The sequence below is a fragment of the Sulfitobacter sp. SH24 genome (assembly GCF_965641895.1).
GTDB classification, from domain to species: Bacteria; Pseudomonadota; Alphaproteobacteria; order Rhodobacterales; family Rhodobacteraceae; genus Sulfitobacter; species Sulfitobacter dubius.
This window is the reverse complement of sequence record NZ_CBFFKK010000001.1, coordinates 119315-141538: the sequence shown is the minus strand read 5'-3', so window position 1 is coordinate 141538 and position 22224 is coordinate 119315. Positions and strand designations below refer to the sequence as shown.

The window sequence follows — 22224 nt, the reverse complement described above, 5'->3', positions numbered from 1 at the left end:
AGAAGAGGTTGATGATGCATAGCAAAAAGATATGGGGCGCAGTCATCGCGATCTTTGTATTGATCTTGCCAAATTTTGGCTTCGCTCAAACTATCTTGAGCCTTACGACCTCAAAGCAGTCAGTAGATTTTACCCTAGAGCAATTACAAACACTGCCCCAAACGACCGTGGTCACCGCAAATGACTATGTGGAGCCATCCGCTGTGTTTCAGGGACCACTCTTGCGCACTGTGTTGGAGGCCCTCGAAATTGACAAAGATGCCGAACTAAAGATGATCGCGCTCAATGATTTCACTTCAACCGTGCCTGCCTCGGATGCTTTTGACTATGATGTTATTTTGGCTGTCCTACGAGACGGGGAACCAATGACGGTACGCAACAAAGGGCCGATTTGGGTTATTTATCCAATGGATGACAACCCTGAGCTGCGCAGCGACATCTATAACGACCGGCTCGTCTGGCAGCTCAAAGAAATTGCTGTCGAGTGAAGAGAAAAAGCAGAAAAATCCAAGCTATTCTTCTCGTACTTTTTGTCGGAGCTGTGCTTTTTGGTATTGCTGTGGTCCTGAAGCTCGGCGAGAGCGTCGAGAGCATTCAAACAGCAGAACAAAGCGATCCGCTATGGATCGGATCGCAACTACAGTTCGAAATGCTTCGGCTTGAAAGAGAACTTAGTGAAGCTGCATTGGGCTTCAAACCTGCGACCGATGTTGCTTTGCGCTTCGACATTGCTTGGAGCCGGATCACCATCCTCCAAGAAGCAAAACTGGCCCAAATCATCGAAACCTTCAACATCGATCAAAGCGTGCTTTTGGCGCTCGAAGAGCGGTTTGAGACGCTGGAGCCCCTGATTGAAGAGTTCGCTACGCAAGATATGACCTACGAGATCCGGCAGCAGAAGGCCGAATTTCTTCTGGAAGCCCTCGAAGGCTTTGATGCTTCTCTCAGAAGTTTTCTACTGTCTCTTGCGCAAGCAAAAACGAGTTCGCTGACCGAGTTCAGAACCGGCCTGCTCTCCCTCTCGCAAGCCATTACCTATCTTGGGACAACGATCCTTGTTCTCTTTGGAATATTTATGACGCTGCTTATGCTTGAGCTTCGCTTTACCGCAAAAAGAGAACGGGAAATGCGAGTCCTTGCGGAAGAAGCAACGTCAGCGTCGCGCCTGAAAATGAACTTTATGAGTGTTGTCAGTCATGAGTTGCGCACGCCCCTTACATCACTCCTTGGCGGGTTGGACTTGTTGAAAGCCCGAGTAAGTGCGTCTTTGCAAGACAAAGCTTCCCTGAGGTTGCTGGATATATGTAGCCGCAATGGTGACCGGCTGCTCACGCTTGTGAATGATATTTTAGATGCTCAGGCTTTGAGCGAGGGAAAGGTTACGGTCATACAAGAGCCCACTGATCTTGCAAGCGTTGTCGAGGCTGCTGTGGAAGGTTGCCACACCTATGCCAGCTCCCTTGGAGTTGGCTACGAACTATCCATGCCATCAGAAAAGACTGTAGCTCTTACTGATAGCGCACGTGTGTCACAGGTCTTGAGCAATTTACTTTCTAACGCAGCAAAGTTCACCTCTTCGGGGGATGTGGTGAGCGTCACGCTGGAGAAGATTGGCCACAAAGCACGGATTGAAGTGACTGATCACGGCATTGGAATACCGCTCGAAAAACAAAAGGATATCTTCAAAGCCTTTCACCAAGTCAATCCTGGCACAACGGGTGCAAACAAGAGCAGTGGCCTTGGGTTGAGCATCACCAAACAACTTATGGACCTGCTCGGCGGAAGCGTCGGGTTTCGCTCTACTGAAGGGAAAGGATCAACCTTCTGGATTGAGCTGGTTCTTCTGCCTGAGCCAAGAGATGATCTTGGCCAATGACCATAGCAGAAAGGCGAGACGGATCACGATTGGTCCGAAACATTGTTCGCGACCTCGCGCAGATGCACCCCTAAAAGGATGAGGCCAGGCCAAAGCATATAAGCTTCGATCTCGATATTTTCCCCGAAAGACAGCAAAACCATCGTCATCAGGATGCCCATGGGCAGCCGGCCCCGCGAATGCCGAGCGGCGTCGAGCATTGCAAAACATGTGTGCCAAACCATTGGCACCAAAAGCGCGCCAAAACCAATAAGACCTTTAACAAAAAGTAGTCCGTACCAAGTATGATGGCTGCCAATAGGCATGTATTCTACGGCATGAGATCCGGGGTGTATGGTTCCATGTCCAAACCAAACAGCTTCGTTTTGCCACCGCTCGTGAGCAATGCGCTGTAAGGTTTCGCGTACGCGTGTACTATCAGCCCGCGCGCCCTTGAAGGTGGCAACTGCATCTTGGCCCAAAGTCAGAAGAGCCGTGCCGAAAACGGCAAGTGAAGCTGTTAAAGCAGCGGTAACATGCCATGCCCAACCCTTGAGGATCAAAGGCATCATTCGTGGCCCAATCGTACAGGCCACCAGGCCCACAAGTCCCATGCGTGATTTTGAGGCCAAGATCATCAACACGCCGGCGCCCACACCGGCCAACATCCACCTGCGATCCTTCTCTTCCAGCGCAAAGAGGACCATGATCACACCCAGCAAGGCGGCGAAGGGGGACCAGGGGGCATAGAACTGCCACCTTGGCGTCCAACTGGCAGGATCAAAGGTGAAGAAATAGACTGAGAAATACTCAGGCCCTGGTCCGCCCACAGCCTTCAGCGGGGAGGTGAAAATTTTCTCAGGCAAGCCAACATAGGGTGCGATGAGCAACAAAGGTGCGAGCGCCAGAGTCCAAGCTCCGATGACGCATTGACCGCGGATCAAAACGGCGCGGCGTATTGGGAGCACAGCGCCTACCAACGGAAAGAGTGCCAACAGGGCCCATCCCTTCGCCCAGCCAATTGAAGACTTGATCGTCTTTTTGAGACCCAGCCCCCAATCAAGATGCCCAATCCATAGAACAACCAGCATTACGAACATACCGATGAACCAACACCAGATGAGTGCTGGCATCTTGCCAGTTGCTCTAAGGTCCTCGCGCATCGCGGGCCCCAAATATAACGCAAGCCCTGCCAAACCGCCCAAAACCCATGCCAATACCGGACCCACGACATAGAGCGCCCCAATGGCATAGAATGGCCATGTATACACCATGGCTTTGTAGACCATTCTTTCGGCGGGGTTTTGAGCGATCATGCTCGAGGCTTCCGCAGTCCAATCAGCCGGCCAATCAGCGCAGAGCGTATCCAGCCAAGGGTCAATCCCAACAGCATCATAAAGGTAGCAGCACCACCGGCGGCAATGGCCAGTTTACGGTTGGGCGACGAAGGGCGATCAGGAAGAGATGGGTTTTCAAGAACCTGAACGAGCGGATAGGAGGCATAGACGTCAGATTTGGTAGACTGTGTACGGGCAATTGCAGTGGCAAACACGGCTTCTGCTACCGAGAAATCCCGTTGCAGATCCTGCAGTTTTGCGGCTGTGGCAGCGAGACGCTGTTGCTTGGTCAGATCTTCTTTCAAGCGGGCGGACAAAGTTGCATGCTGCTCCCGCACACCGGCTCGTTCCGCGTCCATCCGTACAAGTTGCGCCAAAAGTTCAGCTCGCGCACCGGCAGGGGCAAGATCAAGCCCCTTAAGCTCCGCCTCATCCAGTCCTGTTACGGCAATTGCTTGTCGAAGTGCTGCTGATTGTGCGGCGCTATGGCCAGCCCGAGCGGCTTGAACCTTCGGATGCTCCTCGCCAAACAGGGACCGCGCTTCAGAAAGCTTAGCCGCTTGGAGGCCGACTTCTTCGGTTAGCGTCAGAAACTGCGCATCCGCATATACTTTTAGTGTGGCAGCTGCAGAGTCTGCAGGCAGGCCTAAAGTAGCTTCAAGGGCAGCTACACTTTGGGTTTTCTCGCTCAAGGTAGCTGCCAAATCCTGAACGCGGCTTTCTAAGAGGCGCGTGGTCTCAACCATAGCGTCATATTGCTCACTAGAGGTCAGGCCGGTTTCGTCTTGAAGTCGAGCGATATCAGAACGCGTGGCAGCAACAGAATTCCTATAGTCTTCAATCGCAGCCAAACCGCTATCTTCACGGGTATTCTGCTCATCTGCACGCAATGCATCCAGTTCCTTGAAAAAGGCGGCAAGCAGTGCATTACCGCGTGCCTGTGCATCCTCCTCCGAGCCGCCCGTTACCTCCAGATGAATAAGGCTGGTTTGATCAACAAGGTTAATGCGAGGTTTGCCAAACTCTTTTGCACTCATACCAAGTGTATCGGCGGCAGCCGCCAAGATACGGTCCGCACCGATCAAGCGTTTGTAGGTTTCTGTCGGGCTGACGGAATTGCTGGAAAAAGCGGAGTTCGCGTAGGAGGACGCCTGACCAATCCCGCTCAGGTTCAGCGAAGCCGAAGCGCCAGAACCTGGAAGGATTAAAGAAGCATGAGATTTAAACGTAAGCGGTGCCGTACGCAGGTAACCGGTGATCGGCGCCCAGATAGCTGCGCCGCCCAGGATGGCAAATGCAAGATACCGGGGGAAACGCCCTAAATCGCTGACGCGCCCGCCCAGCAAAATGCGGCGAATGGAAAGGCGGCGCTTCGGTACTTCAGGGGCGGCATAGGCCGCTGCATCTCGGAAGGTCATTGGGGGCATCTCCTTTGCCCAAATCTTACCTTCCCGCCTTGTAAAATACGCGGGCGCGCTCGGCTGGTTCTAAGGGCATCGGAGACTAAGCCCTATCCTATAGGATAGTTAAAACAGCCCGGCCTCTCGCGCGATCAAAGCGGCTTGCGTCCGATTTGAGGCACCAACCTTGCGATAGAGCGTCTTCATATGCAGCTTGACGGTCGGCTCGGTAATATCAAGGTCGCGACCGATTTCTTTGTTGGACTTGCCTTCCGTGAGACCCTTGAGCACCTGCAGCTCGCGGGGTGAAAGCTTTTCGGTCAACGGATGGATGGGGCTTTCATCTAATGCTGTTATAAAGTCGATCGGCGCGTACTGTTCGCCCATTGCCATGAACTTGACAGCATTGATCATGGATTTGGCTGGTAAGGTTTTAGGAACAAACCCCGCCGCTCCGACTTCCAAGGCTTGCTCTACAACTTCTCGGGTGGCTTCTCCAGAAAGTAGCGCCACACGCTGCCCGCCCTTCAGCGATAACGCGTGTTTAAGTCCGCTCAAACCATTCATGCCCGGCATGTTTAAATCAAGCAACACCAGGTCATAGGGGGGATCATTTTCAATCATTTTGCATGCGGAAGGCAGGTCCGAGGCAACATAGGTTTCAATGTCGCTTTGAGCCTGAAAGAACAGAGCCAATGTATCCCGCAATAAGTCGTGGTCGTCTGCAATCAAAATACGCATCTGGCTCTCCTATACATTGGATTTCTAAACGGGGACTACGGATCATGCACGCTAAAATTCGGGTTCGATTGTGGCGTGAGAATGACCCAACCGGATTGAGCACCTCTCCATTAGGGTAGAACGCGGCGCAAGCGGCCCGCGGCTATAAACCTTTGCGGCCAAAACCTGTCCGACCGCTCTGTTGAGAGAATCCGCAACACGCGCAACCTTGAGATAACGCCAATGTACTCAAGGATTTGCCCGATGAAACATGTAGATTTCAATACTGTCGCAACCTCCGCCATTTCTGCTCTCGTACCCCAGTTGAAGACAGTCTACCTGCCTGCGCTCGACCTTGATTTGGCCAATGCCACAGAAGAGGAAGCCATCGCCTCTTTGTTGTCTCCGGGCCGCCGCCGCGCCTTCTTTATGAACGCCCATTGTTGCAACATCCGCCGCCAAGACAAGGACTACGCCAACGCTGTAGCAGCGGCCGATATGCTGCTGCCAGATGGTATTGGAGTTGAGCTGGCTGGCCGGATGACCGGCCACAAACTCACCGCGAACCTCAACGGTACCGACCTAGTCCCCGCGCTGCTGGCGAAAGCTGCTCAAAAAGGCAAATCAGTCTATCTCTTTGGTGGCGCCCCAGGCACGGCCGCAGCAGCAGCAAGCACATTGGTTTCCACGATACCCGGATTGCAGATCGCTGGAACACGCGATGGTTATGCTGGCGCGACCAATGCCGATGCTGTCATTGCCGATATCAATGCAAGTGGCGCAGACATTCTCTTGGTTGCCTTGGGGGTGCCCCGGCAAGAACTCTGGCTGCACGAGCATGCCCATCGTATTAACGCGCCATTGAGCTTAGCGGTCGGTGCACTCTTTGACTTTCTAGCTGGTAGCGTGACACGCGCGCCCAAATGGGTTCGTAAGACACGGATGGAATGGGTTTGGCGTTTGGCTCAAGAGCCACGTCGTCTGGCCAAACGTTATTTGTCTGGCAATGTAAGCTTTCTCGCCCATGCCGGAGTAAAAGCGCTTGGCCAACTATCCGTGGCTGATTTCCAAAGCCGCTTTTTGGATGTTGTCCTATCCGCCAGTGCGTTGATCCTGCTCTCCCCAATTTTCGCTCTTACAGCGCTGGCGATTAAGCTTGAAGACCGTGGCCCGGTTATCTTTACCCAGACCCGAGTGGGCCGAGATGGCAAAGAATTTCGCATCTTCAAGTTCCGCTCAATGAGCGTTGATGCCGAGGCGCGCCGAGCCAACCTGTTGAGCCAGTCAGATCGTGAAGGCGTGTGCTTCAAATCCCGGGAAGACCCGCGGATCACGCGTGTAGGACGCTTCATCCGACGCTTTTCCATAGATGAGCTGCCGCAAATCGCGAATATTCTGCGCGGTGATATGGCAATTGTTGGGCCGCGCCCTGCCCTGCCTTGCGAAGTCGCAGCCTATCCAACACGCGCTTTGGGCCGTCTTGCCGTCAAACCGGGCCTCACAGGCGTTTGGCAGGTTTCCGGCCGAGCGACGATTGGCTTCGACCAAATGGTGGAGATGGATCTCGCCTACGCTGAGTCTCGCACACTACTGCTGGATTTGCTGCTTATCGCTAGAACCTTTGGCGCGGTCGCTTCTGGGCGTGGGGCCTACTGATCTCGCCTCCCTTATTTATCCCCCATACACCCTTAGGAGAAACTACAGATGACACATATTCGCAAAGCCGTCTTTCCGGTCGCCGGTATGGGAACACGTTTTCTGCCCGCGACAAAGTCGATCCCTAAAGAGATGCTCCCTCTCGTCGATCGGCCCTTGATCCAGTATGCGATTGATGAGGCACGCGAGGCCGGTATCGAGGAGTTCATCTTCGTCACAGCGGCCGGAAAAGGTGCCTTGGAGGACTACTTTGATACGGCCGCAGCGTTGGAAAACAGGCTTGCCGCTGGCAACAAAACCAAAGCTTTGGCTGCGCTCGAAGGCACACGTCTTCCAGAAGGGGCCCTCGCTTTTCTGCGCCAAAACAATCCACTGGGCCTGGGGCATGCTGTTCGTCTGGCCTCTCGCTTGGTGGGAGACGAACCCTTTGCGGTCTTGTTGCCTGATGACGTGATCCGCGCGCCGCGCGGGGCCTTGAGCCAGATGATCTCCGCCCATGCGCTTCAGCGCGGTCATATGGTGGAGCACCTGGGAATTGAAGGCGAGAGTCTGCGTGCCACAGCGATTAATGACTATGCCGTAGAAATACCACTGGAGGATGCTGTGGAAGAGGGTCCGATCATTGCGTACAAAATGGACGGAGCAGTCATGTCTTTGCGAGACAAAGGGCCGCTTTGGATCGTCTACCCTTTTGATAACAATCCCAACTACAGCACAGAAGTGACTTATGCGCGCAGCATCTGGCAACTCGACCGAATTGAAGTCTTAGACTAGTCTTTACTCCAGCTTGGGCCCTTTGGGGCCCAGGCTGGAAGGCGAGAAAGAGTGCACAATGGCCAGTAGAATATTCGACTCCCGCATTCGTTTGTTTACGCTTGCAGGTCTCGGCTGTCTCATTCTGATCAGCATTGCGGTGCTTTCCCGCAACGTGACGCGCGATCTGAACCTGCTGAATTCGGCCAGTTCGGACAACGTCCAATGGACCCTTTCCCAGTCGGAGGTCGAGTTCCTCGACTACAAATTACAGCTCATCACAGCCCTCTCTGAGCCCACGCCTGACCTCAAAGCCTTACGTCGGGAATTCGACATCTTCTACAGCCGAATTGTGACCCTGAGACAGTCCTCGATCTACGAAGACCTGCGCTTAAAGCCGCAGTTTTCTGCCTATCTCGCAGAGGTGCAAGCTTTCTTGGAAGAAAGCGCCTCCATCATAGATCAGCCTGACAGTGACCTCATCGCCGACTTGCCTATGCTGTTGGGCCGTACGGTGGATATCCGACCATCCGTTCGGCAGTTGTCCATCTCCGGTCTGAATTATTTCGCGGTAGATTCCGACGTGCGACGCAACGCTATCGCGGTGACACTGACCCAACTGGCCATCGGCGTCACCTTGCTCACGCTTACTCTACTGCTATTGGCCACCTATCTTGGTCGGCTGAATGCGCAAAACGTTAAACGCCGGGCCGAGGCCGTAGATGCAGGAAAGCGCATGAATATTGTCACTGATACAGCACTCGATGCGGTGCTTGTCAGTGACGCAGAAGGACGCATTCTTGTCTTCAACTCTGCAGCGGAGCAGATATTCGGCTATGATGCAGATTATGCCATTGGAAAAGAATTGGGGGATTTGATCGTTCCTGATCATCACCTTGAGGCTCATAACGATGGAATGCAGCGGCTGCGTGATGGCGGCGAACGTCATGTTGTGGGTAAAGGTCGCATCAAACTAGAGGCCAAACGTGCGACCGGAGAACTGTTCCCGGTAGAACTTGCAATTCAATCCGCGCAGACTGACGATGGGGAGATTTTCATCGCCTTTTTGCGTGACATCTCGCATCGGATGCAGGCTGAGCGGGACCTCGTAGAGGCTCGAGATCGCGCACTTGCCGGAGAAAAAGCAAAAACCGACTTCCTTGCGACTATGAGCCACGAAATCCGGACGCCCCTGAATGGTCTTTTGGGCAACCTTACATTGCTGCAAGACACCAAGCTCACTCCTCGCCAGAACCGCTATGTAAAGAACATGGAAACGTCCGGAAAGCTCCTGATGAGCCATATTTCTGACGTCCTCGACATCACGAAGTATGACGCAGGGAAGCTGGTCCTGCGCCCTGTGCCGATGAATGTGAGCGATCTGCTACGAGACATTGTGGACAGTCAAAGCGGGGCCGCACTGGCGAACAACACTACCTTGACTTGGGGCTGGTCGGGACCTTCCGTGGATTGGATCCTATCTGATCGCGAGCGCCTTCAGCATATCTTGATGAACATCATTGGGAATGCTGTGAAATTTACAATTGATGGCCAGGTTTCGATAGAAGCAGAGGTGCAGGAAGCGGAAGAGCCGCTACTACAGATCATCGTCAGTGATACCGGCATTGGTATGGACCCAGCATTACAAGTCCAGATTTTCGATGACTTCATGACGGGAGACAGTTCTTATGATCGCAATGTGGGCGGTACGGGGCTTGGTTTGGGGATCGCACAGCGCTTTACCAAAGCATTAGGCGGCACCATTACGGTCGAAAGTGAGGAAAATGTTGGCAGCAGTTTTGCGCTTTCTTTGCCCATCGTTCCTATTGCACCGCCGACCACTGAAACTTCCTCGAAGAATCCGCAACACACTGCCAAATCGATTGATATCCTTTTGGTAGAAGACAATGAGATAAACCGCTCTGTGGCCCGGGAGATGCTACAGGCGGTGGGCCACAAGGTCACCGAAGCGCATAATGGTCAGATCGCCGTCGATCTGGCTAAGACCCATAGGTTTGATCTCATTTTGATGGATATCAGCATGCCTGTGATGGATGGGCGACGCGCCACTCGCGAGATCCGTGCCGGGGGCGCCTGTGCCACCTCACCAATTATTGCACTGACAGCCAATGCAATGCCCGAGGAGCAAGAAGCGTTCTTACAAGATGGCATGAATGAGGTTCTAACCAAGCCCCTCAATCGAAGTGCCATGATTGACATGATTTCGGCGCTTGCCCAGCCAGAAAAACACTCCCCCCCAGTACAGCAAGAAACTGCCACGCTTGTCTCGAGATCTTATTTGGACGATTTGCGAGAAACTTTGGGCGAAGCTGCGGTTGAGAAACTTCTGCTGCGCTATGTATCTGAAATGGAGACCGCGATCACCTATCTGAGGGACCACACGCAGCATTCTGCAGAAGAGATCTCTCAGCTTGCACATCGCATTGCTGGCAGTTCTGCCGCGCTTGGTGCGGTCGAAATGCGCACGACATTGGTTGAGATCGAGAAGGCGGCTCAAACTGATGACCCCTCAAAACTCGAGGGAAACATCGCAAAACTGCAAAGCATTTGGGGCGCGACGCAGCAGCAGCTTGGAATCGAATAGATCAAAATGCAGTCAGCAACGCGGCTCGTAGCTGCCGCGGCCTCCCTTAAAGGCCCAGTTGACCAAGCACCCTACCGATTTCACTGATATTGGTCACCGTGCTGTCATAGCAGGCGATCGCGTCCCCTGGCAGCAGAAAAGGGTCATAGTCATCTCGGTCTGCGCGGCGCAGAAGGTCCTCAATATCGCGCTCAATCACGACCGAGACCTTGGTCACCGGATTGCGGGAAAACAAAACCGAGGACCGGTTCGCGCTGGTGGCCCGTGCCCCGCCCACACAGTTGGTATCGATCACGGCCTGTAGATAGCGCGTCCCATAGGGGACTTCCCTTACGTCACGGCCGATGGCTGAGACAGCATTGCCAGCTGCTGGCACCGTGAGGTTGGAGAGAAATAGCGAGACCCCTGGGGGGCTAATTGGGCTGGGGCGCATAAGATCTTCTTGAAAGCAGCCCCGGCTTGGCACGGAGATTTCATCTCCTGTCAAAAGCATGATATCTACGGCGTTTTGTCCCTCAAACACCCCCCGCATATCTAAGATATAGCGCTTGCTAGCGCGGCGAACTGCTACGGCAGAGATATCAGCATCGGGGCGTACCCCACCTGCCGCACGCAAAGCGGCAGAAAGGTTGCGTGCTTCCGTCGACGCGCCAAGCGCCTCTTGCCGGCGGCCATCAACTTGGTCTCCCGGCACGCCTCCAATCTCCACCGCTCGCGGCTCAAACACTGCGCCCGACACCCCTACTGTCACAGAAGCAAAGTCAGCGACCCGAACAGAGATACGTGGCCGCTCCGCAAAAAAATCACCCGCGATCAATTGAGCTGCAATATCGCGCTCGATCTCCGATGTTAGACGCCCCTGTGCGCGTATCGGTGCTAAAAAAGGCAGATTGATCGTCCCATCGCGTGACACGACGTAGTTGCCATTAAATGTCTCGTCATCTCCAATGCGCACATCCACAAGATCATTGCGCGTCAGGCGCTCTCCACGCAGTGCTGCCGCTGCAAGCCCGGATGTTTTACCTACGAGCCCTCCACGAGGGGCCGCGCATTTGCGCGCATTAATGGCCGACGAGCGCAAAAACTCTACTTCTCTCCGACTTACATCAGGCTCACGGTATTGCGCCTGATAGGCAGCCCCAACAGAAACCTCTTCTAGGTTATCTGGCTGATCCAACTTGGCACAGCCACTTATCGCAAGCGCTACGCAGGCCAGGGAGCTCAGTTTGAAGACTGTGTTCATCGGTGGATAGGTCTGTCGATTGCCTCTGATCATAACCTTGATACGCATTCACAACCAATGGGTCGAGAGGATGTCCATGCTGAAAGCCTATCCTTTAGGATATGATGCAGTTCGGTTGCCCCATGTCCCTCTCCGCTAGCGCACAGGACAGTAAGCTGCTCTCGCAATAGTTTGAGGGCATCAAATGTGACTGGACCCTATTATGATCGCTCCGACGAAGACATCGCGTATTGCCCAGAACTTGCTTGCTTACGGTGCTTCGGAAGTGGCGGCCAAAGCATCGCGGTTGTTGGTGGTGGTTGCCGTTGCGCGTTCTCTTGATCTTGCACAAATTGGCCTCGCAGCGGCCGCATTGGCCGCAGCCGACATCCTCAAATCTTTGACCGAGAACGGTGTAGGCCAAAAGATCATCGCCAGCGCCGAGCAAGACCTGCCACAAACCTGCGCTACGGCACACCGAATTTTCTGGCTGTGGTGTATCGGTCTGTTCTGCGCCCAATCCGCAGTGGGCTTTGCTCTCTACGCGATGAACGGGAACGCTGTGCTTTTGGCGCTCATCTTGTTGCTTGCAGGTGAGTATCTCTTCATGCCGGCGGGTCTGGTACAAACGGCTCTCGCCATGCGGGCCGGTAAACTGCGCCAAACCGCAGCCATCTCTGGAGGACAGATCGTCGGAGCGAACCTCATGTCCGCAGGTCTTGCGCTGTTTTGGCCCTCCGCCTTGGCGCTTATTCTGCCACGCCTGCTGACCGCTCCGTTTTGGCTTGTTGCCATGCGTCGTCTGCATCCTTGGACCCTTGATCTTTCCCAAGGCCGCGCACCTTTGCGGCCATTCGTAAGCTTTGGCAGTGCCGTAATCGGGGTTGAGCTGGTCAAGGCACTACGCTTGCAGGCTGATAAAGTCATTATTGGCAGCTTGATGGGGGCGGAGGCGCTTGGGCTTTATTTCATGGCCTTCAATGCGGGGCTCAGCCTGGCAAACTCCTTCTCGGTTGCCTTTTCCACAGTTCTATTTCCGCATCTGTGTGCCAGCACGCACAAAGCGGTAGCCCTGCGCCAGAGCATTTTGCTAGCCATGGGTCTGATCACGCCTGCCGTGATCCTGCAGGCCTTGCTAGCACCCCATTACGTCCCAGTGCTCTTCGGCCCGGGTTGGTCCCAGATCGATGAAATCGTTTCGATCCTTTGCCTTGTCGCCATACCAACGACCCTATGGTCCGCCACAGCTGGATGGCTCCGGGCCACCGGTCGTGCGCATCTTGAGTTTTGGCTCACCACCCTGATCACATCTGCACTCATGATCAGCACCGCCACATTTGCATCATTCGGCCTCCTCCCCGTGGCCATTGCTTATGCGCTCACTGCCACTCTTCTCATGGTGGGTGCTTCCTTACCTGCCCTGTCATTGGCCTTCGGCCGCAACTTCGCAAAGGTTTGATATATGCCACGATTTTCTATCATTCTGCCTTGCTTCAACGCCCAAGATACAATTGAGCAAACGCTCTCGGGTCTGATTGCGCAAAGCTTTCAAGACTGGGAAGCCATTTGTATTGACGATGGGTCGACTGATGCCACAGCTGAGCTTATCAAAGACATCGCCAAGACAGACGCACGTATTCATCTGGTGCGTCACGCTGAAAAAGGGCCGAGCGCCGCGCGCAACACGGGCGTTTCCCAACACGCCCATGGCGACCTGATCGCCTTTTGTGATGCAGATGATATCTGGCACCCCAATAAGCTTTTGCAGCTTATCAGTGTCTTTGATGACCCGAAGATAGATGGCGCGTTTGGGCAAATTGCATTTTTCCATAACACGCCTGAAGATGCGCATACTTGGTCCACAGTCCCAACTGCGCCTTTGTCGATCAATGCTTTGCTCGGTGAAAACCCCGTCTGTACGATGTCTAACCTCACCTTGCGAAAAAGCGCCTTTCTAAACTGCGGCGGCTTCAACCCCGAGATCGTTCACAACGAAGACCTTGAGATGCTCGTGCGTCTCGTTGGCAAAGGCGCCCACATTTTACCGGTCGCTAAATTGCAAACCTACTATCGCACCACTCCAGATGGGCTTTCTGCCAATCTTGATGCCATGCTGAAAGGACGCGAGCAGGCCCTTGCCACCGCTGCGCGTTTTGGCGTCCAACCTAGTCGTGCCAGCCATGCAATTCATCACCGTTATCTCGCCCGGCGCGCCCTTCGCCTGGACAGGGCGCGCAGCACCGCGCTTCGTCACAGCTTGACCGGCCTCCTGCACTCGCCAGCCGGCTTTATGTCTCCTGCCCGCAGGGGTGCCCTGACTTTGGGGGCAGCTCTTGTCGCTACCGTTCTTCCCCGCGGCATTCGCCGTTCGTTGTTTTGCTAACGCCAATCGGAGCTCTCACTATGACACTTGCCTCAATCATTGTGCCCGCCTTCAACGTTCAAGCCACTATGCGCCAAACACTTGAGGCTCTGCTTGCGCAGACCTATGGGGACTTTGAAATCATCATTGTCGATGATGGCTCCACCGATGCCACATCCCAGATCGCTGCAGAGTTTGCAGCTGACCCCCGCGTGCGGGTCATACGTCAGAAAAATCGGGGTCTGGCCGGCGCACGGAACAGTGGAATTGCTGCTGCAAAAGGCGCCTTCATCGGCTTTTGCGATGCAGATGATATCTGGCTTCCCCATAAGCTGGCGCGTCATGTGGCTCACCTCCAGTCCAATTCAAAGATTGGGGTCAGTTATGCTGGCTCCGCCTTTATTGATAACGAAGGGGTGTTGACCGGTCAGGCGCAGCGCCCCCGCCTTAAAGGCATTGGCGCCAGTCACATTTTCAAACGCAACCCTATTGGCAACGGCTCAGCTCCCGTGATCCGACGTGCAGTTTTCGACGAAATCGCTTACCAGCCTGCTTTCGAAAGGCATCGCCCTTGGTATTTTGATGAGACCTTCCGGCAGTCGGAAGACATCGAATGCTGGCTGCGTATTGCTCTCACCACGCATTGGGGCTTTGAAGGCCTTCCAGGGCTTTTGACACAGTACCGGATCAATGCCACGGGGCTCTCTGCCGCAACCGATCGCCAGCTGGCCGCTTGGGACCGTATGGTTGCAAAGCTTACACCTTTGAACCCTTCATTTTTTGCTGTGAATACTACGGCCGCGCGCGCCTACCAGCTGCGCTACCTCAGTCGCCGCGCTGTCAGTGCGCTAGATGTGTCCCGCGCTCGAAGCCTTAGCTTGGCCTGGTTAGCCCAGTCCCGCACTCCGCTGATAGAAGAGCCCGTCAAATCCATTGTGACTTTGGCCGCGAGCGCAACTCTATCGGCATTAGGTAGTCGCGTGCTGCGCCGCATTCTGCTCGTGTCTCAAACACTGCATCTTAGGACAGCAGCTCAATGACCCAAATCAAAATCATACATCTAGTCGACGACACCACCGCAGGCGGCGTTATGCGTGTGCTCGATTATATTACCACTACACCAGAGCTTGCTAAGCATGCGAAACACGGCTTCCACAAAGTTGCACGAGATCGCTGGCTACCTAAAAAGATCAGAGCAGAGGTCATCGTTTCTAATTTGGCAATCAGTTGGCGCGCGATGCCAATGCTGATTGCACTTCGCCTCATGCATCCTAAGGCCAAGCTCATTCATGTTGAGCATAGCTACACAGAGCATTTTGTCGCTTTGAACGTCATTCGGAAGAAACGTTTCGCCGCATTGCTGCGGCATGCATACGGCCTCTTCGATCAGATTGTTGCCGTTAGTTATGGGCAGGCGGAATGGCTCATAAGGAGTGGCGCTGTAAAATCTGAAAAACTAACCGTTATCCAATCTTGTGTAGATCTGTCTGGATTTCGGAACCTAGAACCTCCGAAAGGTCCGCCATACGTGATTGGTGCAATTGGACGACTAGAAAAGCAAAAGGGTTTTGATCTGTTGATCGAGGCGTTTCGTCAGACCACGAACCCAAACATTGCTTTACACTTCTACGGTGAAGGCCATGAAGAAGCGGATTTGCGCCGTCTTGCAGGAGATGATCCTCGGATCTGCTTTAAGGGTTTTGCGCAAGACCCTGTAGCGGCCATGGCAAAGGTTAGTATTGTCGCCATACCTTCACAGTGGGAAGCGTATGGGCTTGTTGCAATTGAAGCCCTAGCAGCAGGGAGACAGCTACTTGTTAGTAATGTTGATGGCCTGAAAGACCACCTAGCCATCGGCGCGAAAGCCGTGGAACCCCACGATGTAAATGGATGGCGGGATGCGATAGATAGGGCTACAGAGCAAGGAAACATTGACCATAACAATTTGAATACAAAAGATAAAAACCTAGAGTGCACTTATATATCTGCATGGTCGGCTCTCATAGAGGGCCCGCACCGTTCCACAGCTCTTGGTAAATGATTTTCGCTCTTATTGAAAACTCAGATACCATATGGCGCCGCCGGCAAGCACTGTAGAGCGCGAGGCTATGCAGTGCGATGCATATTATCGGTGGTTCTTAAGTTTACCTATATTTAACCATAATCGGCTATAAGTTTTCATAGGATAACATAGAGCGAAGAGGTATAGCTTATGAATGATGCGGATCGGGTAAAAGTGCTGGAGAATGTATTGATAAAATACGTAGAATTATACGGATTTATAGATGAGGCGCGGGAATACTACGTTAAGAATTTAGAGGCGAAGGACGCACTGCCAGAACGAAAACATTAACTGTCGACAAAGATCCCCAGGTGCAAAGCTAGAAGTAGTATTTTACGCCGACCTCTAAAAAATCATCGCCATCTAGAGACGTTAGCGGGTCGGTGGGGTCTTCGGCATCGATAAGGGTCGAGGAGATATCCATGCGCGCATTATCGGACAGACGGAAGGAAAGGTTCAAGTTTAGAACGTTGCTATCTGTATGGATATCGTAAAGCCCACTTATCGCGATTTCCGTATCCCGAAAGTCATTAAAATTGTAGCGTAGCGTAGCAAGCAGGTCATTATCTAAGAATGTCTGAGGTTGCGTGCTGGATCTGCCATCGTAGATATACTCAGCGACCGCGCGCAGGTCCCCTCCTGTTCGAAATGCATCTCCAAAGCTGTATTCTGCGCCAACCACCCCAGAGAAGTAGTCCTCTTGACTGGTGAACTTTTGCGCGCCTTCAAACTTCAACTGCCAGTCACCGGTGGTATAGGCCAGTTCGAGCCCGACTTGGTGAATATTTTGATAGTATGCGATTGAACCGACACTGTCGCCAGAAGCTAAAAATCCTTGCGTAATGGGGCTGGCCGCCTCGAAGACTTGCTGCGCCAAGGGATCGTTACTGCCCTGCCCTAGACCCTCATATGCAGTGCGGATATCTGCATTGATCGTCGTACAGGTATCTTCAGAAACGGTGGATGATCGAAACGAGCAGCCCGGCAAATAGACTGGCTGTCTGTCAGTACCTGAGAAGAACGACAGGCCATAGTCCAATGAGCCGTCGGCGAAATTGAACGTCCGGGTATGGCGCAGGGCGATATCTAGATCATCTTTGTCTTCAAACATGGTCCGACTTTCGTCAGGAACCGCGTTAAAGCGCAGCCGCTCAGAGGCGACCGCATAGTTCTGCTCTCGAAAGCCTGCGAGCGCGAAAAAGCTAAACGACCCATAGTACTGGGTGTCAAACGAGAGGACGGCCATTGGTTGTCCTAATCGCTGCTCTTCATCTGTCTCAAAGAACGAACCGTACTGATTGATGATATTGACTGGATTTGCTGCTTCAGACACTCCCCAGTGTACGACGTCGCTGCCGATCAGGTACCGAAGCCTGCCCCCCTGCCCCTCAAAATAGGCTTTACTTACATCAAATGACTGGGTGCCAAGACGCAGATCGCTACTGCCGTTCAGTTCGGCTACCCATCGCCCATAAGAGAGCTCTGACGACGCGGATAGCCGAAGGTTGGCAATTGTGTGGGTTCCTTGCGAAGCTTGGCCTGGCAATTCACCGTCGTGGAGGAAACTACGAGCGATCAGGCCCCCTTCTCCCTCAAATGTGATGTTTTGCGCAACCGCAGAACCCGCCAGTACGGCGCTAAGCCCGAATATGCCAACGCCCCAGGATTTAAGTATTCTACGCATAGAAGTGCCCGCCCAAGAATGCCCCGGTCTCACTCTTGATGAACGCTTCTATCTAATTTGAAAACAAAATGAGGAGCACTGAGGTCGCAATTATCGTGCTTGTGTGCTTAGGAACACGCAAAGCGCTTCATCCAAGAAGGTAGGGGTAAGTCGATTGTGACGGTCCGGGCTACCAACTTCTCCCCCACCTAACAACATAGCGGCTCCCTTTTACGAGGCTCATGGCCTCACATCCGCACATAGTTGCTATTGGATCGGACAGAGCATCAAAACCTTTTAAAGTATTTGCTTTCTGACGCGCTGCAGGCACTGGACGTGTTTGCATGCCAGAGAGCCGCAAGATTAACCATTGTAGTGGCCGGTTTGATGCCATCGCCAAGCATCGGAAATCATCTGTTCCAACGTTGACCGTATAGGCGTCCACCCCAGTTCCTCCATTGCACGCGAAGAGCCTGACACCAGTTTGGTGCAATCGCCTGGGCGGCGCGGGCCAATGGTATGGGGGACCGCCTGATTGGTTACTGCACGGCTGTAATCAAGGACCTCGCGCACCGAATACCCACTGCCGGTACCAAGGTTAAAAACCCTACTACCCTTGCCAGATTGCAGCCATTTTAGTCCTGACACATGGGCGTCTACGAGATCGCAGACATGTACATAATCGCGAATGCAGGTGCCGTCGGGCGTATCATAGTCATCACCATAGATCGTCAAAGCTGCACGCTTTCCGGAGATGGCATCAAGCATCAGTGGGATTAAATGTGTTTCTGGTTTATGGAACTCACCCACCTCGCCTTCTGGATCGGCCCCCGCCACGTTGAAGTAGCGAAATATCACATGCTGCAGCTCATGCGCAGCTTCAAAATCACGTAGGATATCTTCAATTGCCCGTTTTGATGCTCCATAGGCATTGATCGGATATTGGGCGCTGGTTTCGTCTAGGATGACATTGTCTTGATCGCCATAGGTCGCACAAGTGGAGGAAAAAACAAACTTCTTACAATCGGCGGCTACGGCCGCTTCCACCAGAGACAACGATCCGCCGACGTTATTGTGCCAATAGCGGCCAGGGTCGCTCATACTCTCACCCACTTGGCTCAGCGCTGCAAAATGCATCACAGCAATGGGCTGATGTTTGGCAAATACCTCATCCAGCCGCACCCGATCCTGAAGGTCGCCTTCCTCAAAAGGGCCGAACTTTACCGCGTCGCGCCAGCCAGTTGCGAGATTGTCATAAGTGACAGGTGTAAAGCCTGCAGCTTTCAACGCCTTGCACGCATGCGATCCGATATACCCGGCACCACCGGTTACGAGCACTTTATCCATATCACCCTCTCACTGCGCTGTCGGGTTGGCGTATCTACTTGCGTGATGCTTTGCAAATGAACATCAGATCGCTGTCCGGGGAAACTCACCTAGAAGGCAGTAAGATGCTATGATCCTGCAATGAGGTGACTTCACTGAGCGCGCGCCAAGGCCTCGCGGGTCAGTTGGTTGGGCTGAAGTCCTACATTGAACTGATAGTTCTTCCAATTCAACGTTGTGCTTTTGCCAGTGAGGTGGTTGACCATCGTCATCTGAGATGGGCGCCAAAAACGCCCTTTGTACTTCTTATAATTCTTCATGGTCAGCGTTTTATTGAGCTGCCCTTGGCGGTTGTAGTACTGGATAAGTTGATACCGTAGAGCATTGGTATCTATCCACACAGCTTGTTGAGAATATCCTGACTTAAAGATCGGTGTCCTTTGTAGAAGGTGACAAGTGCCAGCGCCAATGGGGCATGCCTCGTCCCTTAACCACACATGCCGATAACTGGATGCATCCTGTTCGACCATATCTTCATAGGAAAATTCGCTGCCCACAAATGAGCCCGAACGACCGTTGCCCGCTATTTTCTTTACCCGCCCCGCAGCGGGAAGATACAGCCATTGACTGTCCTGTTTTCCGTTGAACGAATGGGTAAGTAAAGCAGTGCCTCGGATATCCCCGGGCCAATCGAATACCATCATGTAGCGCGTGGCACGCCCACCATTCAGCTCCAGGTTTTTGGCGGCAAAGCGGCGTTTACTGGTGGCGCCCCCCGCTGTGCGCAACGTCATATCTCCCTGCACCGTAAAATCGCCATAGCCGTTTCCGGCGGCTTCTGCGCGCTGTGAAATCTGCTGCCCTTTTTGCGCATCTTGCGCAAATCCGGAGGTGGCGCCTGAGCAAATAATGACAAGCGGTATAAGCAATCTTTTGAAGATCATAGCTTTGTCCTTTCAAGAACGGCTGGTAACAAGATCAGGTCTGTGAATAGCGCCAACACAATAACTATGGTTGTTAAGCCGCCTAGGTGTTGGTTTATCAAAAAGCCACTCTGGGTCATGATGAAAAATCCGCTACTAATTGCGACAGACGTGACCATGAGGGCTGTGCCTACAGTGCGGAATGTCAGGCGCAATGCGGCTTCGCGGTCCAAACCCCGGCGTCGATGACGATTGTAATGTATCATAATGTGCACTGTATCATCCACAACGATGCCGAAGGTCATTGTCGTCACGACGGTTGACCCCAAATTGACATCTCCAATCAGCCAGCCCCACAAACCAAATGCTAAAATGGCAGGTGCGACATTTGGCACCAGACTGACGAGCCCTAAGCGGAGGTCTTTCAATGACAAAGTCATCAAAACTGACACCAACACCAATACCGTTAGCATACCATAGATCATTGACTGATTGTTCCGCTGTGTGAGCTTGGAAAACGCGACCCCAACCCCAACAGCTCTGGTGGCAATTTGGGGTTCGTTCTCACGCAACCACGCCTCTGAACGCTGCGCAAACTGAGCAATATCTTGACCATCGGCCCCCCTCAGGACCACTGTCAGGCGGGTTCTATTCCGGTCGATATTCATCACCTGGTTCATGTCCTGCCCGAGGGGCAGTGACAGTTCGTATAGCATCATCGCTTGAGCATTGCCTTGCTGGCTCGCCGCTAATTCGTAGCTGTCCTGTGATCCGCCTGCCAAAGTCTGATTGAGCCGTTTCAAGACGTCCGTTAGGGAGCCTACAAAAAGGACCTTATCTTGGGTTCGCACCCAGTCTGTAAAACTATCAACGCGGTTCAAAAACTCTGGGGAAAAAACACTATGACCTTCCGGCGCTTGGAAGGAAAAATGCACGCTCTCCATACCAGTTAAGTGCTCCTCAATGGCATCATTATCGGTACGGAAGCTAAAACTTTCGTCAAAGTAGCGAAGGGCACTATCATTGAACCGGATTTGCGACAGGCCTAGTAAAGCGACCACTATCGCGAGACCAAAGAGGCTCACCACGCCACGCTTATGCAGGGCGAAGGACGCAAGCTTTTCCAACTGATGCCCAGGAATGTGTACAGGCTTAAAGCACAAAGCCGGCGCTCTTCGCAAAATCAGTGGCAAGAACATCCCTGTGAGCAACCAGCCAACCACAATGCCGAAGGCCACAATTGTTCCCATCTGAGCCAGCGGGGGCGATTCAGAAAAATTCAAACATAAGAACCCAATGGCAGTTGTGATATTCGTGACCGATACGGCCGTGAGGTTCTCTTCCACAGCCTCATAGGTCGCTAATAAGCGATTTTGTGTTTGGGCCATACGGCGCGCCCACCCCAAGACCACATGGACACAAGACGCTGTGATCAGCACCATGACGGCGAGAGGGCTCGTGGCCGTGGCGGGAATAAGCGCAATACCCATCCACCCCGCAAAACCTAAGGTCGCGATCGTGCCGCTTAAGGTTACGAGAGTTGTTGCCAACCATCCGCTAATCGTGCCCAAGCCCAGCAACATCAAAAGCGTCACGACCGCGAAGGACAGTGGCACCAGGTGGCGCATGTCGCGTTGCGCAGCCTCATTGATGGAGACCCCCCCAATGACCCCGCCACTGACATGTATAGTCAAGTCAGGTGCGCGTGCCTGCCAATCGGCTTTCAACGCGCGCGCGCGTTCTGCCATATCCAATCGATCAAGTGACGCATTCTCAGAAGGAACAAGGTCAATAAAGATGCCGAAGGCTTTGCAATCAGGTGCGATCAAGCGATGCACCAACTCGGTCGACGTCAACGCAATATCTTTGACGCGTTGCGCGTCTTCCGGGCCCAGATCGGCCTCTTCGGAGAGCAAGGGCTCAATGATGATATCATCGCCCTCTGCATAGCTGTGGTTAAAATTGGCTACAGAATCCACCCGCAACACATCAGGTAGCAACCAAGCTTCTTCGGTGAAGGCTCTCAGCCGCGTCAAACCTTGCGGTGTACATATATCTTCCTCGCCCACGACGGCGAAAATAAGTGTGTCAGATTTTGAATAGGTATCCTCGAGTTGGAGAACAGCGTTTATATCTGGGTTGCTCGCACCAAAAAAATCACGGTTATCACTGGAAAAGCTCAAGCGTAGCAGGCCGAGGCTGGCGATCATTAAGAGCACTGCGCCCAGTGCGAAAAACATCACATCATATGTGACGATATAGTGTGCGAGCCGACGCGTGCTTAAGCGGCCCGCATGCGCCTTTTTCTCAACACGCATGAGGGCCTGCTGCCTTCATAGC

General features: G+C 53.3%; 17 protein-coding genes. 9 read left to right on the top strand and 8 right to left on the bottom strand.

The window, feature by feature from the left end:
• The first annotated feature begins 11 nt into the window (after window positions 1-11).
• Both ACSQ16_RS00560 and ACSQ16_RS00555 read left to right on the top strand, forming a co-directional pair.
• Entirely contained in the window at window positions 12-488 is a 477-nt protein-coding gene (locus ACSQ16_RS00560; protein ID WP_435988358.1) for a molybdopterin-dependent oxidoreductase, read from the top strand.
• Complete coding sequence (locus ACSQ16_RS00555) at window positions 485-1876, top strand: sensor histidine kinase (protein WP_435988357.1); 1392 nt, start codon at window positions 485-487, stop codon at window positions 1874-1876. The genes ACSQ16_RS00560 and ACSQ16_RS00555 overlap by 4 nt, the downstream gene beginning before the upstream one ends.
• Before the next feature lie 23 nt (window positions 1877-1899).
• Here ACSQ16_RS00555 and ACSQ16_RS00550 read toward each other — a convergent pair whose 3' ends face one another.
• The 3 genes from ACSQ16_RS00550 to ACSQ16_RS00540 form a co-directional block, all read right to left on the bottom strand.
• The gene (locus ACSQ16_RS00550; RefSeq protein ID WP_168612178.1) at window positions 1900-3171 is read right to left on the bottom strand and encodes an O-antigen ligase domain-containing protein; all 1272 of its coding nucleotides are present in this window, start codon (window positions 3169-3171) and stop codon (window positions 1900-1902) included.
• Entirely contained in the window at window positions 3168-4610 is a 1443-nt protein-coding gene (locus tag ACSQ16_RS00545) for a GumC family protein (RefSeq protein ID WP_435988356.1), read from the bottom strand. Before ACSQ16_RS00545 ends, ACSQ16_RS00550 begins: the two co-directional genes overlap by 4 nt.
• Window positions 4611-4718: 108 nt before the next feature.
• Window positions 4719-5333 carry a response regulator transcription factor gene (locus ACSQ16_RS00540; protein WP_168612176.1) on the bottom strand — a complete coding sequence of 205 codons (615 nt, stop codon included), beginning with the start codon at window positions 5331-5333 and terminating at the stop codon, window positions 4719-4721.
• A gap of 222 nt (window positions 5334-5555) precedes the next feature.
• Between ACSQ16_RS00540 and ACSQ16_RS00535 the strand changes: the two genes are divergently transcribed.
• From ACSQ16_RS00535 to ACSQ16_RS00525, 3 genes are read left to right on the top strand one after another with little or no spacing between them, the layout of a single operon-like run.
• Window positions 5556-6968 carry a WecB/TagA/CpsF family glycosyltransferase gene (locus tag ACSQ16_RS00535; RefSeq protein WP_435988355.1) on the top strand — a complete coding sequence of 471 codons (1413 nt, stop codon included), beginning with the start codon at window positions 5556-5558 and terminating at the stop codon, window positions 6966-6968.
• A gap of 48 nt (window positions 6969-7016) precedes the next feature.
• The gene (locus tag ACSQ16_RS00530) at window positions 7017-7742 is read left to right on the top strand and encodes a sugar phosphate nucleotidyltransferase (protein WP_435988354.1); all 726 of its coding nucleotides are present in this window, start codon (window positions 7017-7019) and stop codon (window positions 7740-7742) included.
• A 58-nt stretch (window positions 7743-7800) separates the two neighbouring features.
• The gene (locus ACSQ16_RS00525) at window positions 7801-10326 is read left to right on the top strand and encodes a response regulator (protein ID WP_435988353.1); all 2526 of its coding nucleotides are present in this window, start codon (window positions 7801-7803) and stop codon (window positions 10324-10326) included.
• Window positions 10327-10372: 46 nt separating this feature from the next.
• On the opposite strand, the gene ACSQ16_RS00520 is transcribed toward ACSQ16_RS00525, so the two are convergent.
• Window positions 10373-11569, bottom strand: a complete 1197-nt coding sequence (locus tag ACSQ16_RS00520; RefSeq protein ID WP_435988441.1) for a polysaccharide biosynthesis/export family protein — start codon at window positions 11567-11569, stop codon at window positions 10373-10375.
• 202 nt (window positions 11570-11771) lie between these two features.
• On the opposite strand from ACSQ16_RS00520, the gene ACSQ16_RS00515 reads away from it, so the two are divergent.
• The 4 genes from ACSQ16_RS00515 to ACSQ16_RS00500 are packed head-to-tail and all read left to right on the top strand — an operon-like array spanning window position 11772 to window position 15951.
• Window positions 11772-13007, top strand: coding sequence for an oligosaccharide flippase family protein (locus ACSQ16_RS00515; RefSeq protein WP_435988352.1), 1236 nt, complete (start codon window positions 11772-11774; stop codon window positions 13005-13007).
• 3 nt (window positions 13008-13010) lie between these two features.
• Window positions 13011-13931, top strand: coding sequence for a glycosyltransferase family 2 protein (locus ACSQ16_RS00510; RefSeq protein ID WP_435988351.1), 921 nt, complete (start codon window positions 13011-13013; stop codon window positions 13929-13931).
• Window positions 13932-13951: 20 nt separating this feature from the next.
• Window positions 13952-14950 (top strand): glycosyltransferase family 2 protein, encoded by a 999-nt coding sequence (locus ACSQ16_RS00505; protein WP_435988350.1) that lies wholly within the window; start codon window positions 13952-13954, stop codon window positions 14948-14950.
• On the top strand, window positions 14947-15951 hold the full coding sequence (locus ACSQ16_RS00500; protein WP_435988349.1) for a glycosyltransferase: 1005 nt from the start codon (window positions 14947-14949) through the stop codon (window positions 15949-15951). The genes ACSQ16_RS00505 and ACSQ16_RS00500 overlap by 4 nt, the downstream gene beginning before the upstream one ends.
• 340 nt (window positions 15952-16291) lie before the next feature.
• On the opposite strand, the gene ACSQ16_RS00495 is transcribed toward ACSQ16_RS00500, so the two are convergent.
• From ACSQ16_RS00495 to ACSQ16_RS00480, 4 genes are all read right to left on the bottom strand, one after another.
• Window positions 16292-17656: a hypothetical protein gene (locus ACSQ16_RS00495; protein ID WP_435988348.1), complete on the bottom strand. Its 1365-nt coding sequence runs from the start codon at window positions 17654-17656 to the stop codon at window positions 16292-16294.
• A 342-nt stretch (window positions 17657-17998) separates the two neighbouring features.
• Window positions 17999-18982 carry a UDP-glucose 4-epimerase GalE gene (galE, locus tag ACSQ16_RS00490; protein WP_435988347.1) on the bottom strand — a complete coding sequence of 328 codons (984 nt, stop codon included), beginning with the start codon at window positions 18980-18982 and terminating at the stop codon, window positions 17999-18001.
• Window positions 18983-19113: 131 nt separating this feature from the next.
• The gene (locus tag ACSQ16_RS00485) at window positions 19114-19905 is read right to left on the bottom strand and encodes an outer membrane lipoprotein-sorting protein (RefSeq protein WP_435988346.1); all 792 of its coding nucleotides are present in this window, start codon (window positions 19903-19905) and stop codon (window positions 19114-19116) included.
• Window positions 19902-22202 (bottom strand): efflux RND transporter permease subunit, encoded by a 2301-nt coding sequence (locus ACSQ16_RS00480; protein ID WP_435988345.1) that lies wholly within the window; start codon window positions 22200-22202, stop codon window positions 19902-19904. Before ACSQ16_RS00480 ends, ACSQ16_RS00485 begins: the two co-directional genes overlap by 4 nt.
• Between the last annotated feature and the right edge of the window lie 22 nt (window positions 22203-22224).

Coding starts and splice junctions, on each gene's coding strand:
- ACSQ16_RS00525 (WP_435988353.1), top strand. CDS start 7,801: ATGGCCAGTAGAATATTCGACTCCCGCATTCGTTTGTTTACGCTTGCA.
- ACSQ16_RS00540 (WP_168612176.1), bottom strand. CDS start 5,333: ATGCGTATTTTGATTGCAGACGACCACGACTTATTGCGGGATACATTG.
- ACSQ16_RS00535 (WP_435988355.1), top strand. CDS start 5,556: ATGTACTCAAGGATTTGCCCGATGAAACATGTAGATTTCAATACTGTC.
- ACSQ16_RS00500 (WP_435988349.1), top strand. CDS start 14,947: ATGACCCAAATCAAAATCATACATCTAGTCGACGACACCACCGCAGGC.
- ACSQ16_RS00550 (WP_168612178.1), bottom strand. CDS start 3,171: ATGATCGCTCAAAACCCCGCCGAAAGAATGGTCTACAAAGCCATGGTG.
- ACSQ16_RS00530 (WP_435988354.1), top strand. CDS start 7,017: ATGACACATATTCGCAAAGCCGTCTTTCCGGTCGCCGGTATGGGAACA.
- galE (WP_435988347.1), bottom strand. CDS start 18,982: ATGGATAAAGTGCTCGTAACCGGTGGTGCCGGGTATATCGGATCGCAT.
- ACSQ16_RS00520 (WP_435988441.1), bottom strand. CDS start 11,569: ATGAACACAGTCTTCAAACTGAGCTCCCTGGCCTGCGTAGCGCTTGCG.
- ACSQ16_RS00560 (WP_435988358.1), top strand. CDS start 12: ATGATGCATAGCAAAAAGATATGGGGCGCAGTCATCGCGATCTTTGTA.
- ACSQ16_RS00495 (WP_435988348.1), bottom strand. CDS start 17,656: ATGCGTAGAATACTTAAATCCTGGGGCGTTGGCATATTCGGGCTTAGC.
- ACSQ16_RS00485 (WP_435988346.1), bottom strand. CDS start 19,905: ATGATCTTCAAAAGATTGCTTATACCGCTTGTCATTATTTGCTCAGGC.
- ACSQ16_RS00510 (WP_435988351.1), top strand. CDS start 13,011: ATGCCACGATTTTCTATCATTCTGCCTTGCTTCAACGCCCAAGATACA.
- ACSQ16_RS00515 (WP_435988352.1), top strand. CDS start 11,772: ATGATCGCTCCGACGAAGACATCGCGTATTGCCCAGAACTTGCTTGCT.
- ACSQ16_RS00480 (WP_435988345.1), bottom strand. CDS start 22,202: ATGCGTGTTGAGAAAAAGGCGCATGCGGGCCGCTTAAGCACGCGTCGG.
- ACSQ16_RS00505 (WP_435988350.1), top strand. CDS start 13,952: ATGACACTTGCCTCAATCATTGTGCCCGCCTTCAACGTTCAAGCCACT.
- ACSQ16_RS00545 (WP_435988356.1), bottom strand. CDS start 4,610: ATGACCTTCCGAGATGCAGCGGCCTATGCCGCCCCTGAAGTACCGAAG.